Below are 14,086 nucleotides of genomic sequence, written 5' to 3'. Positions count from 1 at the left end.
TAATCGTAGTTCGCCTCAGACATGCCAACCCCCAGCCAGCCTGAGTTTTGGAACAAACGTTACCTGAGTGATGACACCCCCTGGGACCTTGGCGCGATCCCGACTGACCTGCGGGCTTTCCTCAAAAAAAAGGGTAAAGGAGCCAAAGTCCTCATCCCGGGATGTGGCACGGGATACGAGATCAAGGCTTTCGCCGAGGCGGGTTATGAAGTCACGGCCATCGACTTTGCCCCTTTTGCCGTGGAACGGGCGCGGCGTCTGGTCGGCCCGGCCCTGGCGGACCGCGTGATCCTGGGGGATTTCTTCCAGCACGATTTGCCGGGGGATTCTTTCGACGTGATCTACGAGCGCTCCTTTGTCTGCTCGCTGCCCCCGGATCGCCGGCCGGCCTACCGCGACCGCATGGCCCAACTGCTCAAGTACCGCGGCCTGCTCATCGGCTATTACTACTACAACAAACCCTCGTTGCTCGAGGGGCCGCCCTACGGCTTTGCCTGGGGCACGGCGGATGAGCTTTTTTCCCGCTACTTCCTGCTCGTGAAGGACGAACCGGTGAACGACTCCCTCCCCCTCTTTGCCGGACGCGAACGCTGGCAGCACCGCCGGCGCACGTCGTTTCAGGACTGAGCAGACACCGGCCAAAGATGGGCGACGGCGGACAGTCCCCGCCGTGGCCTCGCTACTCCGCCACCGGCACGAAATTCCACTTCGTCGCCGAGAACAGGCCGCGGTCGCTGAGTTTTAGATCCGGGATCACCAGCAGCGCCATGAACGAGAGGGTCATGAACGGCGCATCCAGCCGCGAACCCAGCCGCTTCGCCGCCGCGTCGAGCGCCGTGTAGCGACGCGCGACCACCCGGCCGTCGCCCTCCGCCATCAGGCCCGCAATCGGCAGCGGTAAGACGGCGCGTCCGCGCGGACCCACGACACTCAGCCCGCCCCGCGCCCGAATCACGAGATTGACCGCCGCACAGAGCGAGGCGTCGTCCACGCCGACCGCCACGATGTTGTGCGAATCATGCGCCACCGACGAGGCCAGCGCCCCCGCCCGGAGGCCAAATCCGCAGATGAAGCCCACCGCGATCGGCGCGCGTGGCGCATAGCGGTTCACGACCGCAATCTTCAGCAGATCGCGCCGGGCATCGGCCGCCACGGCCCCGTCCATCACCCGCAACCGCTCCCGCCTCTGCCGCGTGACGAGCTGTCCGTTGAGGGCCTCGATGACATTGATGTGTAGGGCGGCGTCTCCGACGGAGGCTTGGCGGAGAGGGCGAAGCAACCCCGCCTTGGCGGCATTCGGCGATGGCGCCCTGCAAATAAACTCCCCCGCGGTCCGCACCTGCGCCTTGAACTTGTTCGGCTGCTGCGACGGTTGCCGCGGCAGCAGGCTGCGTCCGTCGCGCGCCACCAGTTCGCCCCGGAGGTAGGTGCGGCGCACCCGTAGATCGCGCCAACCCTCGAACACAATGAAATCCGCAGGATCCCCCACGCGGAGCAAACCGACGTCCAACCGGTAATGCTCTACCGGGTTGACCGAGGCGCAGCGCAGCACATCGAGGCGATCGGCCCCGCCCCGCAGCGCCCGCCGCACGTGCTCATCCAGGTGCCGCCGCATGAGCAGGTCGGGGTGCAGGTCGTCGCAGCAGAACATCACGGCCCCGGGATGCGTCTTCACCAGCGGCGCCAGCGCCGCGAAGTTGCGCGCGGCCGATCCTTCGCGGATGAGAATCTTCATGCCGCACGCCAGCTTGTCCAACGCCTCCGGTAGCGTGAAACACTCATGATCGGTCGTGATACCCGCGGCGGCGTATTGCGCCGCCACCTCGCCCCGCAACCCCGGTGCATGACCGTCCACGGCCTTGCCGTGCTTTTGCGCCGCGGCGATCATCGCCATGAGCGCCGGGTCGCGCGCCAGCACGCCGGGGAAATTCATCACCTCGCTGAGGTACTTGATCTCCGGCCGGGCCAGCAGCTTGGCCACCGCGGCGGCGTCGAGCGCGGCCCCGGCGGTCTCGAAGGTCGTCGCCGGCACGCATGAAGGCGCGCCGAAGTTGAACTTGAAGGGCGTGCGCCGCCCGTCGCGGATCATGTAATCCACGCCGGCCCCGCCGAGCACGTTGGCGATCTCGTGCGGATCCGACACCGTGGCGACCGTGCCATGCACCACCGCCCAGCGGGCAAACTCCGCCGGCGGGAGCAGCGAGCTCTCGATGTGGATATGCGCGTCCACAAAACCGGGCGCGATGTACCCGCCGGCCTTCACCCCCGGGTCCTCGGTGATCCGGGTGATGCGCCCACCAGCCCACTCCACCACGCCGGGGAAAATCCTCCGCCGATGCAGGTCCACGATTCGCCCGGCCAGTCTGTGCGCCTGTGCTTTCACTTAAGCCCAAGGTGGTTGGGACGATGGGTGATGGCAACCCCTGTGCACAAAAACTACTCGCAAAACCCGCCCGCCGGTATTCCCTCGTATCCCATGTCCGCCCACACTCTTTTCCGCGATTACCCGAGCCCGGTTGTGCCCCGCTGCGATGATGACGACGACGACCGCGAGGATGCCACCCCGAAGCCCTCCGCCGCGCCCGTCGGCGCCCTGATCCAGAAGAAGTTCCTGGAACAGCGGAAGATCTTCCTCTGGGGCGCCGTGACCGACGAGACCGCGAAGGATCTCACCGAGAAGCTGCTTTACCTCGAGAGCGACGCCCCGGGCAAACCGATCACCTTCTACATCAACAGCCCCGGCGGCTCCGTCACCGCCGGCATGGCCGTGTACGACACCATCAAGCTGATCTCCTCGCCCGTGACCGTCGTCGTCACCGGCATGGCCGCCTCGATGGGCTCGATCCTCCTCTCCGCCGCCAAGAAGGGCAACCGCTACATCTACCCGCACGCCCGGGTGCTCATCCACCAGCCGCTCATCACCGGGCGCATGGTCGGCCCGGCCTCGGACATCAACATCCAGGCGATCGAAATGGAAAAGCTTCGCAAGGAGCTCAACCAGATCCTCGCCACCGCCTCCGGCCAGTCCTACGAGAAGGTCGCCAAGGATTCCGACCGCGACTTCTACCTCAATGCCGAGGAGTCCATCGCCTACGGTCTCGCCGACCACATTGTGGACAAGCTCTGAGGACCAATCCCCCTGCCCGCTTCGGCGCCGGTTTCACCCGGCGCCTTTTTTATGGGCGGTGGGGTTTCGGGCCCGGCACGCGCGTCAGGCCGTCCGTGACTTTTATTTTTTGACCCCGGCCTTCGGAACCACGGTCGGCTTCTCCTCCCCGGGCACCGCCAAGTCAGCCAGCTGTCGGGAAAATTCGAGGGACACCGCCAGATTGCCGGCCGCATCAGCGGCCTGACGCGCCTCGAGCAGCAGGTCACGCCGGGCCTCGGGGGTGGGCGCCGGGACCCGGGCCAGGGTGGCATAGACCTTCAGGGCCGTCGGCGCGGCCCCACCGGACGCGAGCAGTCCGGCCGCCTCGCGCACCAGCGGCCAGTCGACGGGACGGATATCCTTGAGATGGCCGACAAACTCCAAGGCTGCGGCCGCCCCGCTGACATCGGCATCCGCAACCAGCCAACGGGCCAGGGTGAGCGCCAACGGCAGCGATGGGCTCTCCCGCAGGGTCGTGCGCAGCAAGGCCAGGGCCTCGGTTTTCTGGCCGCGGCGGGCGAGCAGATGGGCCTCGCGCATCACGGCATACGGAGCCAGCGCCGCGGCCTGACCGGCTGACGCACTCCGCGGGGCGGCGGGTACCACCTGGAATGGACGATACAGCGGATCCCCGATGGCCAGGGCCTGCCAGCTCAGGGCCGGGAGTGCATAGTAGGCGGCGTCGCCGAAGGTTTTTCCCTGGCCGAGCGCCCGCAACAGCAGGTTCGGCCGGTGGGTGAGTTGCAGATAGGGCTCGAACACGTTGCCCACCGTGGCGGTCACGCCGCGCGCCACCAGCGGACCGCACCAGGCGGCCTGCTCGGACTGCAGGGTCTGGGCGGAATAGCTGTGGATGTGCACCGCCACGGCCCCCGGAGGAAAGCGGAATCCCTCCCGCGTGAACGGTCCGTCGAGATTGCCCGCATACCAGCCGAAATAAAGTGCCGGCGCATCAAAGCGGGCGGCGGGGGAAAAGGTGGCCGGTTCGCGGTCGGTGTCGCCGTCGTAGCCCATCGCCTCCAGCTGGCTCCGCACCGATTCGAGCCAAACGTCGCCGTCGGTGTGCGGACCCTTCAGGTCGACATAATAACGTCCCAGCAATCCGGTGCGCTCGGCCGCCAGCGCGGAGGTCACCAGCGCGCGGGCACTCTCCCACGTGGGGCCATCGAGGCGGGAGACCTTCACGATCTGCGCGGCATCCAGCGTGGGCGGCCCGTCCTGCGCAAAGAGCGGGTTCGCCACCAGTGCCGCCGTCTCATGGTTGCCCAGGGCGATCAGGCTGAGCTCCGAGTCCACGGCCGCCTCGTTCTTGTTGAACTGCGGCGCAATTTTCCGCCCGGCCGACAGCTCGAGCAACGTGGGGTCGTTGAAGACCCGCAACGGCACGCCGCGGCACGCCACCAGGTACGACATCCGGTGCCCGGTCAGGGCAAAGCGCCGGCGCCCGAGGCGGTCCAGCAGGTCGCTCGCCGTGCCCTCGATCCAGCCGCGGCGGTAAAGCTCGTCCTGCAGCGGCTGCCAGACCTCGTCGATGAACTGCCGCCACGTGATGCTCTCCGTCTCGGGCAGGGGCAGCGCGATGATGTTGGCCGCCGGCACGCCGCGCTGCTCCGCATAAAATCTCGCCAGCGTCACCGACTCGGGCTGCCGGGCGTTGGCCAGGATGACGAGGTGGGCCGACCGGTCGTCGGCCCGGAGGGTAAGCGTGCAGATGAGAGTGAGGGCGAATAAAATACCCCTCAGCGCTGACCTCCTGTCCGTCGCGGGCGTTTTTTCGGAGTTCACCTTCATGCTCACCTTCACGTTTTCCTCAGAGCCGACCGAGCCGGAAACCCAGCCAGACCGCGGCGAGGCACAACGTGACCGAGAGCAGGACGTTGGCGAACGCGGCCAGCCACTGCCCCTTGAGCAACTGGTCCAGCGTCTGCCAGCTGAACGTGGAAAAGGTGGTGAAGCCGCCGCAGAAACCGACCGCCAGCAGGTTCAGCAGGCGCGCCGAGTGCGCCGGTTCCGTGGCCCCGAACCGGGACATGAGCCAGCCGATGAAGAGCGAGCCGGCGACGTTGACGAGGAGGGTGGCCCACGGAAAACGGGCCTGAAACGCGAGGCCGATCAGCGCGCGGCCCACCGAGCCGGCCGCACCCCCGAGGGCAATCCAAAGGAGGGCGCTCAGGGTGTTCACGGGGTGTCCGTGGTTTTGGCCCCCGACCGGCGCGCGAGCTGGCTGCGCAGGTAGGTGTCCACCGGCGCGGACTGCCACGCGGTGACCCAGACGGTGGCGAGCATGTCACCGCCGCTCAGCAGCCGGTCCTCGAAGAAGGCGCGGCCGGCCGGATCCACGGGCCCGGGAAACTGGCGCGTGCGGTCCGCCTTCTCCTGCGCGTTGCTGAGTTTCCCGGCCTTTTCCAGCTGATAGAGCGGCTCGACCTGCGCGTGCTGCCGGAGGAACCAGTCCATCACGGCCACAAAAAGCGGATCACGCCCGTCGGGGCGCGGCCCCAGCACCAGCGGCGTGGGCGCCTTCACCCGCGGCTTGAGCGTGTCCAGGGTGATGCCGGCCTTGGCCACCAGTCCGCCATCGGCCCAGCTGTGCATCCCGCGCCACGTCGTGTAACCCTCGGGGTTGGGCCCGGCCCAGCCGTTGTAATGATCGGTCGTGTGCAGCGGCTGCGCACAGTCGCCCACGTAGTGGCCGAGCAGGCCCATCGCCTGCACGGCGTCGGCCCGGGCGTTGGCGATTTCCTCCGGCGTGCCGCCCATCTCCATGAACGCCTTCAACGCGGCGAAGGCGGAGCGAAGCTTGTGCGTCCACTCCGTGATGGCCCAGGGCGCGAAGCCCGGCCACAGGGCCGTGCCGTCGGCGTTGCGCGCCGGGTCAATGGCGGGGAACCGGTCGGCATGCGCCGCGCGCCCCGCGGCAAAGGCGAGGATGAAGTCGTAACGTAGCGAGGGCACGGTGAGCGGGTCGAGCCCCGCGGCCGGCAGCTGCTCGACATCGAGGAAATGGTCGTTCCAGCTCGGGCCGGTCTGCCGCAGCCACGGGTCCACGTTGCGCCAGCGATCCGGGCCGCCGGAGAGATAGGCAATGCGCTCGGCGTGGGCCGGCTCCTGCACAAAGGCGGGGAAATCCGCCGGCAGGGCCGCCAGGGCGAGCTGGTTGATGGTCCGGTGACCGTGATAATCCCAACCCTGCAGGACCGCGGCCGGCAGCAGGGCGAATAACAGGCGGAGGTGGCGCATGCCCTTACTTGACGGCGTCCGGGGCCGGACGCAATGCCGCGAGTGTGGCGACATAATCCTGCACGCCCTCGGCGATGGACTCGGCGATCTGCTGCCGGAAGGCCGGGGTGCCGATGCGCGCGGCCTCGGTGTCGTTGGACAGGAACGCGGCCTCGATGTAGCCGGCCGGACACTCCACGAAGCGCAGCACGGCCCAGCGCGCACGCTTGTAGCCGCGATCGGAGGTCTTGAGGCCGGCGAGCAAACGGCGGTGCAGGTGGAAGCCGAGCAGCGCGTTGGCGGCATCGTACCGGTTGCCCGGCAGGGCAATGGTGGTCAGGGGGTCGGGGGCGCTGGCCGCGGTGGAAAGCTGGTATTGCGGCGTCAGCACATACGTCTCGGTGCCCATCACCCGCGCGGCGGCCGCGGGTTCCACCGCGTTGAAGTGGACGCAAAGGAACAGGTCGGCCTTCGCGGCGATGGCATAGGCGGCGCGCGCCTGCAGGTCCGCCGTCTGGCCCTCGGCGAGACGCTTGTCCTCGCTCCGCGTGAGCCGCACGGTGTAGCCGCGCAGCTCGAGGATCTTCTGCAGGCGCAGCACGACATCGAGCGCCATGTCCTTCTCGTTCAGCTTGAGCTTGAGGTTCTGCTTGCCCGGGTCGTTGCCACCATGACCCGCGTCGAGCACGATGATCTTCGGCGGCGCCGCGGGCAGGAGCGGCAGGTGGTCCTCCGGGCCGAGCAGGGGCGAGAGCGTCTTGATCACATCGAGCTTGGTGACCCAAAGCTCACCCTGATGCAGCAGCACGGGTGCACCGAGGAACACCCGGATGCCGTCGATGTAGCAGTCGCGCTGGCGGGCCTCGAACCGCAGGAGGCGCCCTCCCTTGGCGTCGGCGAGCGTGCGCTCAATCTCCGGTTTGACCCAGGAGGACTTCAGGCCGTGGCGCTTCGCGACCTCGGCCAGGCTCACATAATCGATACCTTGGAGCTTGGTGAAGGCCCAGACATGAACCGGCCGGGTCGGCGCCACGCGGGCCGGGGCCGGCGGGGCTTGACGGGGGCGGCGGCCGGCGCCTTGGCCGGCGCAGCCGGTTGCGCCGGCGCGGCGCAGGCCGCCAGAAAGGAGAGCGCGATCAGCAGCAACCCGCGTGCAGTAAGCCACGCCACGCGGTCGGTTCTCCGGTTCACTCCGCCGCGGACGCGGGGGTGGGATGATCGGGCACGTGGCCCTCGGCCCGGGTGTGGAACTTGGGCTTGCGCTTGTTGGCGGGCAGCGGGGAGACCATCACGTTGATCTGCTTGCCGCTCTGCTTGGGCGGGGAATCGGGGTGGCCCATGGTGGCGAGCTCGCCCAGCGCCTTGGTCATGAGGTTGAAACCCACTTCCGGATGGGCCATCTCGCGGCCGCGGAACTTCAGGCGGAGCTTCACCTTGTTGCCGTGGTCGAGGAATTCCTCGGCGTGGCGGAGCTTGGTCTCGAAATCGTGGCCCTCGATGCGGACGGTGAACTCGATTTCCTTGAGCTTCGTGCCGGCGGGCTTGCTGTGGGCGTGCTTCTTCTGCTCCTCGTAGACGTACTTGCCGAAATCCATGATGCGGCACACAGGCGGCGTGGCGGCGGCGGCGACCTCGACGAGGTCCAGGTTGAACTGGAGCGCGAGTGCGATGGCCTTCGGCGTGTCCATGATGCCGAGCTGGCGGCCCTCGGGGCTGATCACGCGCACCTGCGGCGACTTGATGCGATGGTTGCGGCGGATGGCCGCGTAGGGGTCGTTGTTGCGACGCGGATCGCGGTTATAAGGGGGGCGTCCGCCGGACGAAGAGGAAGGAAGTGCCATTCAGGTGGTTTGCTTTGCGAGGGAGGTCAGTAGAGGGGTTTTTGGCCCGAAGGGTGCCAATGACAACACTATTTCGGGGCGGGGGCCGGCTCAGACGCTGAAGCTCTCCCCGCAGGAGCAGGAGGCCTTGGCGTTGGGGTTGGTGAACTTGAAACCGCCGCCGATCATCTTGTCGGAATAGTCCAGCACGGTGCCCTTGAGGTAGAGGGCGGTCTTGGCATCGACCAGCACGGTGGTGCCGGCGCTGCGCACAAGGATGTCGCCGCGCTTGGGCGCGGGGGCGAAGCGGAGCTTGTAGCTCAGGCCGTTACACCCGCCGCCGGTGATGGCGATCCGCAGGTAGTCCCCCGCCCGGTCCCGGGCAATGAGGGCGCCGACCTTCTCCCCGGCCGGCGGGGTCAGGCGGACCAGGTTCTCATTGCCCTCGCGGACCCCTTCCACGCCGGCAACCCCCGGCGTGGGGCCGGGGGACGGGGCGGTCGGGGGGAGGACGGGCGGACTCATGCGGCGTACGGTGCGAGGGAAAGGCGGGGGCGCAAGCGCGGGCCGCTCATTTCTGCCGCAACGCCTGCAGGAGGGCGAAGCTGCGTTTGGGGTTGATGAGGTTGATGCGGCCGTCGGCGCTGCGCTCGGCCCCGAGCTGGATCAGGCCGGTCACCTGCTCGACCGTGAGGGCGGGATCGAGGGCAATGAGCTTGGCCGCGAGGTTGGCCACGTTCGGCGATGCCATGGAGGTGCCGGAGTATTTCATCCGCTCGCCGCCCGGCAGGTAGCTCTCCACCTCGAAGCCGTTGGCGTGCACGTCAACATTCTTGCCGAAGCTCGAGAACGAGGTCTCCTCGCCCGCCTGGTCCACCGCCCCGACGGTGAGAATGTTCGGCAGGTCGATGCCGGAGGGCGCAAACTCGTCGAAGGCCGCGTCGCTGTCGCTGTTGCCGGCCGCGGCCACGAAGAGGATCTCCGGCGCCGCGGCCATCGCCTCCGTCATCGCCGTCTTGAACAGGCCGAAATACTCGCGCGCCGTGGCCTTGCGCTCCTCGGGCGTGCCGCCGGCGCCGTTGGCCTCGAAGTCCGCCTCAATGGCGCGGGGGGACCCGCCCCAGCTCATGTTTACCACGCGCACCTGGTGGGCCTTGAGGTAGGCGACCACCGCCCGGATCGCCGCGGCGTCCTTCTCCGCCTGCTCGCGAGTCGGGACGTCGGGAATCATCCGGTGATCAAACGTGATCCGCGCGGCCATGAGGCGGATCGCCGGGTTACCGGCCGCCGCGATGCCGGCGACATGCGTGCCGTGCGTGTAGTTGCCGAAGAGATTCAGCCCCTCGATGAACGGCTTCACATCGGCCGGTTGGAGGGTGGAGAGATGACCCTTGAGGGCGCTGGCCTCGGGACTGTCCACGCTGGCCTGGAGATCGAGATAACCCTTGGTCCAGTTCCGGGCCTGGGGATAGATGGCCAGCTGCTCCGGGGTCAACGGCACGAGGATCTCCGGCACCGCGTCCGACTTGAGATTGTAGGCGATGCCGTGGAGGTCATCGACATAGCCGTTGCCGTCATCGTCCGCGCCGTTCGCGGTTTCCGCGGTGTTGGTCCAGACCTGCTGCGGGAGCACCGCCGTGTCCACGCCGCTGTCCCAGATCGCCACGACCACCGGCTGCAGGCCGGAGTCGGCCGTGAGGCTGATATCCCGGGCCGGCCAGATGTTCGCCTTCTCCTTCTTGTTGGCGTTCACGATGGTGGTCAGGGCCGCGACGCGCTCCGCCTTGAGCGGCAGGTAATGCGCCACGTTGGTGCGCTGGGCAATCAGGGTCGCGGCGACCTCGCCGCTCACCGTGCCGGTCTTGTCCACGCCTGGCTGCAGCTGGCTGCCGAGATTGCCGACGATCAGCGCCGCGGAGGCGATCTCCGCCGAGGCCTTCGCGGACTTGAGGTTGTCCGCGACCGTGTCCCAGGGGAGCTGGCCGAGCCGCTGCGCGTAAAGCTTGGCAAACGCGGCCCGGAACGCTTCCTCGCTGGCAAAGTCACCGCTCGCCCGCGCGTCCATGTAACTTTCCGCCAGCAGGCCGGTGGTCAGCTTCGCCGCGGGTTTTTCCTCCAGGGCCCGGACGGTCGCCAGCCGCTCGCGGGCGGCGGCGTATTTCCCCTCGTGCACGTCCATGGCCATGAGGGTCAGGAGCACGTCCTGCAGGGTCGCGCGATCCGCGATGTCATAGTCGGCGAGGAGCTTTTCCAGGTTGGCCCGCACGGCCGGGGCCAGGCGGTCATAGCCGGCGTCACCCGTGACGACGTCGGTCACCGGACCGGTCAGGGGATAACTGTACCGCGGCAGCTGGTCCTGGGAGGTGATGCGCGGCTTGTCCGCGCCGAACAGGGTGACGGTCACGAGGCTGGCAACTAACAGGGGGAGCAGGGTTTTCATGGTTAAAGGGAGGGCGACGGTCGCGTGGCGATGAGTCGGCGGGCGACGGTGACCGCGTTGGTGAAGCTGGTGGCCCGGGCCTGACCGCGTCCGGCAATCCCGAACGCCGTGCCGTGATCCGGGCTGGTGCGCACGAAGGGCAGGCCGAGGGTGACATTCACCGCCTCATCAAAATCCACCGTCTTCAGCGGCGCCAGCCCCTGGTCGTGATAGAGCGCGACGATGACGTCGAACTCCCCGCGCAACGCGCGCGCGAACAGCGTGTCCCCCGGCTGGCACAGCGAGAGCCCCGGAAACTCCGGACGCAGGTGCTCCAGCGCCGGATTGATGAAATCCTTCTCCTCGTAGCCGAGCAGCCCGCCCTCCCCCGCGTGGGGATTCAACCCGCAGACCCCGATGCGCGGGACGGCGATGCCCTCGGCCCGGGCCAGCTCCGCCGCGGCGGCCACCGTGCGGTGCAGCAGGTGCGGGCCGAGCGCGCGGCCCACCTGATGCAGGGGGATGTGCCAGGTGGCCAGGGCCACCCGTAGCCGTCCCCCGCAGAAACACATGACCGGGTCACCCTGCCAGTGCGCGGCGAAGAACTCCGTCTGGCCCGGAAAGGGATAACCGATGGCTGCGAGCCGCTCCTTGCTCACCGGCGCGGTGACAACGCCGGAAAACTCCCCGGCCAGCACGCCCTGCGCGGCGCGTTCCATGGCAGCCCAGGCGACCAGGGCACCGTCGCCGTCGGGTTGGCCGGGTGCCGCGATATAATCCTCGAGGCCGACCGCGACCTTCTGCGGGCCCGCCGGCAAGGTCTCGAGCCAACGGGCCGGACCGATCACCGCGATGCCCGCCGCCTCGGCCGGGTGGGCCAAAAGCCACGCCGCGATGATCTCGGGGCCGACGCCGGCCGGGTCCCCGCAGGTGAACGCCAGCGGTTTCATGCGGAATCGTCCGCCGGCCCCGCCAGGGCGGCATCCGGCCGGGCAAAGCCGCGTTTGCCGCCGGCGAAAAACTCCAGGAAACGCCGGGCCTCGGCGCTGCGCACGCCGGCGGCCAGCCGGGCGGCCGCGAGCTTGCGCGGATCCCCGCCGGCGAAGACCGCGCGGTAGCAATCCTTGAGTTCACCGATCGCCTCGCGCGCCACCCCGCGGCGCTTGAGGCCGACGAGGTTCAGGCCGGACACCTCGTTGCGCTCGGCGACGAGGAGGAAGGGCGCCAGATCCTGCGTGATGCGCGCGAGCCCGGCGATCATGACGCCCTCGCCGATGCGGCAGAACTGGTGGGCGCCGGCCCCGCCGCCGAAAAACGTGAAGCTCCCGACGTCGGTGTGGCCGCCGAGCATGATGTTGGTGGCGAGCACCACGTCATCCCCCACCGTGCAATCGTGGCCGACATGCGCGTTGGCCATCAGGTAGCAGCGGGCGCCGACGACGGTGTCCTTGCCCGCGTAGATCGAGCGGTTGATCGAGGCATGCTCGCGGATGACCGTACCCGCGCCGATGCGTACGCCACTCACGGTGGCGGCGTCGAACTTCAGGAAATTGGGATCGCCGCCGACGACCGCGAACGGATGCACCGCCACACCGTCGCCGAGCACCGTGCCGCGCTTGATGATGGCATGCGGATGGATCGTGCAGCCCGCGCCGAGCTGCACGCCCTCCTCGATGATCGCGGTCGGGTGGACGCTCATTCGTTCGCGCCGCGGCCGCGCCGGGTCACCGGGCGGTCCGGCAGGAAATCCATCTGCGTGTCCTTGAGCAGGTCGTAGTTCTTGAGAATGCGCATCACCTGCAGGGTGTCGCTCTTGGTGTAATTCTGGTTCACTTCCACCTTGTCGAGGAGGTCGAGCAACATGGCCCGGAAGGAGATGATCGCATCAACGCCGTGCTCCTTGAGGAGCTCGACGCTCTGCGTGCGGAACGGCTCGGCGGTCGGCAGGCTGGGGAGCACCAGGATCTTGGTAAAACCGCCGGCCGGGTCGTCATCCCCCGCCGGGGGAAACAGCCGGGTAACGTCCTTCAGCACCTTGTCCTCGAGAAAACCAAAGATCTCCGGACTGCTCTTGAGCATGGTCGGGGTGAAGACCCCGGTGTGCCAGCCCTTGACGGCCACGATGGCCTGGCGGACGAAAGGCAGCTCGTTGGAGAAAAGGAAGAAACCGGGTTTACGCGCGCTCCGCTGCCAGGCCGGGTTGAACACCACGAGATCCACCTCCTCGTCCCCGGTCTTCCGGCGCGCGGCCACCTGGTATTTGCGCGGCTGACGGACCAGGAATCCGTTCTGCTCGAAATACTCGCGGACAATGCCTTCGTCGATGGCTGACATGGGAGGATCAGGTTACGGGTTCGCCCGGGAAAGGCACCCAAAATCTAGACAGCCCCGACCTCGCGCCAGACGGCCTCGACCGTGGACGGGGCGACCCCTGAGCGGGTGGCGGCCTGACCCAGTGAATTCATGACCACGAAACGAACGCCCCCGGCGCGGTTTTTCTTGTCGCGGGTCGTGGCGTTCTGGAGTTCTGCGAGCGGTAGCGGGCCGCGCAGGCGGATGGGCAGGTTGTGGGCTGCCACGGTGCGCTCAACCCGCTCGATGTCGGCGGGGGCGAGCAGACCGAGTTTGTGTGAGAGCCGGGCCGCGGCCACGAGGCCGATCGCCACCCCCTCGCCGTGCAGGTAGGTGGTGTAGCCGGTGACCTGCTCGATGGCATGGCCGAAGGTGTGCCCGAGGTTCAGCAACGCCCTCCCCCCCTCGGCGGCGCGCTCAAATTCATCGGCCTTCACGATCTCCGCCTTGAGCTGGCAGCAGCGGCGGATCACCGCCGGGAGCTCCGCGCTGCGGACATCCACGGGGCGGGCTTCCAGCTGGCCGAACAGCTCCTGGTCGCCCAACAGTCCGTATTTGATGATCTCCGCCATCCCGGCGGCAAATTCCCGTGGCGGGAGCGTCTGCAGGAACTCGCGTCCGATGAACACCGCACCCGGGTGGTGAAACGCGCCGACGAGGTTCTTGCCTGCCGTCAGGTTGATCCCCGTCTTGCCGCCGACCGAGCTGTCCACCATGGCCAACAACGTGGTGGGGATCTGCACATACTGGATCCCGCGCAGGTAGCTGGCCGCGGAAAATCCACCCAGGTCGCCCATCACCCCGCCACCCACCACCCAGAGCACCCCCTGGCGGTTGACGCGGTTCGCGGCGAGGAAATCGAGCACCTTGCCCAGGGACTCGAGCGACTTGGTCCGCTCGCCCGCCGACAGGATCAACCGCGGCGTCGCGCCGAAGGCATCCGCCAGAAATTTCGACTGCGCCCGAGCCACGCCATCATCCGTGAGCAAAACGCTCGATCGCCCCCCGGCCACCGTGGCCGCCAATCGCTCGCGGATCGCAACTGTGGCGTCGGCCGGAAAAGTGATGGGGTAACTTTTTTCGCCCAATTCGACGGCGAGGTCGTTTGTCATAGATGTGTTTAGGACC

14 protein-coding genes are annotated in these 14,086 nt (G+C 67.9%); 2 read left to right on the top strand and 12 right to left on the bottom strand.

What is annotated here, in order from left to right; translation table 11 throughout:
- Window positions 1-21 precede the first annotated feature (21 nt).
- Window positions 22-627, top strand: coding sequence for a methyltransferase domain-containing protein (locus Verru16B_RS08650; protein WP_069961908.1), 606 nt, complete (start codon window positions 22-24; stop codon window positions 625-627).
- Between the two features lie 52 nt (window positions 628-679).
- On the opposite strand, the gene ade is transcribed toward Verru16B_RS08650, so the two are convergent.
- Window positions 680-2,383, bottom strand: coding sequence for an adenine deaminase (gene ade, locus Verru16B_RS08645; protein ID WP_069961907.1), 1,704 nt, complete (start codon window positions 2,381-2,383; stop codon window positions 680-682).
- A gap of 93 nt (window positions 2,384-2,476) precedes the next feature.
- Here ade and Verru16B_RS08640 point away from each other — a divergent pair, with 93 nt between their 5' ends.
- Window positions 2,477-3,127, top strand: a complete 651-nt coding sequence (locus Verru16B_RS08640; protein ID WP_083270218.1) for a ClpP family protease — start codon at window positions 2,477-2,479, stop codon at window positions 3,125-3,127.
- Between the two features lie 102 nt (window positions 3,128-3,229).
- Here Verru16B_RS08640 and Verru16B_RS08635 read toward each other — a convergent pair whose 3' ends face one another.
- The 11 genes from Verru16B_RS08635 to aroB form a co-directional block, all read right to left on the bottom strand.
- Entirely contained in the window at window positions 3,230-4,939 is a 1,710-nt protein-coding gene (locus Verru16B_RS08635) for a TIGR03790 family protein (RefSeq protein WP_069961906.1), read from the bottom strand.
- 19 nt (window positions 4,940-4,958) lie between these two features.
- Window positions 4,959-5,330: a fluoride efflux transporter CrcB gene (crcB, locus tag Verru16B_RS08630; protein WP_237023492.1), complete on the bottom strand. Its 372-nt coding sequence runs from the start codon at window positions 5,328-5,330 to the stop codon at window positions 4,959-4,961.
- Entirely contained in the window at window positions 5,327-6,388 is a 1,062-nt protein-coding gene (locus Verru16B_RS08625; RefSeq protein WP_069961905.1) for a phospholipase C/P1 nuclease family protein, read from the bottom strand. Before Verru16B_RS08625 ends, crcB begins: the two co-directional genes overlap by 4 nt.
- A 4-nt stretch (window positions 6,389-6,392) precedes the next feature.
- Window positions 6,393-7,400 (bottom strand): N-acetylmuramoyl-L-alanine amidase family protein, encoded by a 1,008-nt coding sequence (locus tag Verru16B_RS08620; protein WP_069961904.1) that lies wholly within the window; start codon window positions 7,398-7,400, stop codon window positions 6,393-6,395.
- 154 nt (window positions 7,401-7,554) lie between these two features.
- Window positions 7,555-8,208: a translation initiation factor IF-3 gene (gene infC / locus Verru16B_RS08615; protein ID WP_069961903.1), complete on the bottom strand. Its 654-nt coding sequence runs from the start codon at window positions 8,206-8,208 to the stop codon at window positions 7,555-7,557.
- Between the two features lie 90 nt (window positions 8,209-8,298).
- A complete protein-coding gene (locus Verru16B_RS08610; protein ID WP_069961902.1) occupies window positions 8,299-8,712 on the bottom strand; it encodes a HesB/IscA family protein in 414 nt (137 codons plus the stop codon).
- Between the two features lie 46 nt (window positions 8,713-8,758).
- Window positions 8,759-10,627 (bottom strand): S8 family serine peptidase, encoded by a 1,869-nt coding sequence (locus Verru16B_RS08605; protein WP_069961901.1) that lies wholly within the window; start codon window positions 10,625-10,627, stop codon window positions 8,759-8,761.
- 2 nt (window positions 10,628-10,629) lie between these two features.
- Complete coding sequence (gene pdxA / locus Verru16B_RS08600) at window positions 10,630-11,556, bottom strand: 4-hydroxythreonine-4-phosphate dehydrogenase PdxA (RefSeq protein ID WP_069961900.1); 927 nt, start codon at window positions 11,554-11,556, stop codon at window positions 10,630-10,632.
- Window positions 11,553-12,305, bottom strand: coding sequence for an acyl-ACP--UDP-N-acetylglucosamine O-acyltransferase (gene lpxA / locus Verru16B_RS08595; protein ID WP_069961899.1), 753 nt, complete (start codon window positions 12,303-12,305; stop codon window positions 11,553-11,555). Before lpxA ends, pdxA begins: the two co-directional genes overlap by 4 nt.
- Entirely contained in the window at window positions 12,302-12,940 is a 639-nt protein-coding gene (locus Verru16B_RS08590) for a hypothetical protein (RefSeq protein WP_069961898.1), read from the bottom strand. Before Verru16B_RS08590 ends, lpxA begins: the two co-directional genes overlap by 4 nt.
- Window positions 12,941-12,984: 44 nt before the next feature.
- Window positions 12,985-14,070: a 3-dehydroquinate synthase gene (aroB, locus tag Verru16B_RS08585; RefSeq protein WP_069961897.1), complete on the bottom strand. Its 1,086-nt coding sequence runs from the start codon at window positions 14,068-14,070 to the stop codon at window positions 12,985-12,987.
- Window positions 14,071-14,086 lie beyond the last annotated feature (16 nt).

The sequence above is a fragment of the Lacunisphaera limnophila genome (assembly GCF_001746835.1).
Classification (GTDB): domain Bacteria; phylum Verrucomicrobiota; class Verrucomicrobiia; order Opitutales; family Opitutaceae; genus Lacunisphaera; species Lacunisphaera limnophila.
Note: the sequence above shows the minus strand (reverse complement) of the source record. Positions and strands in the feature narration are given on the sequence as shown.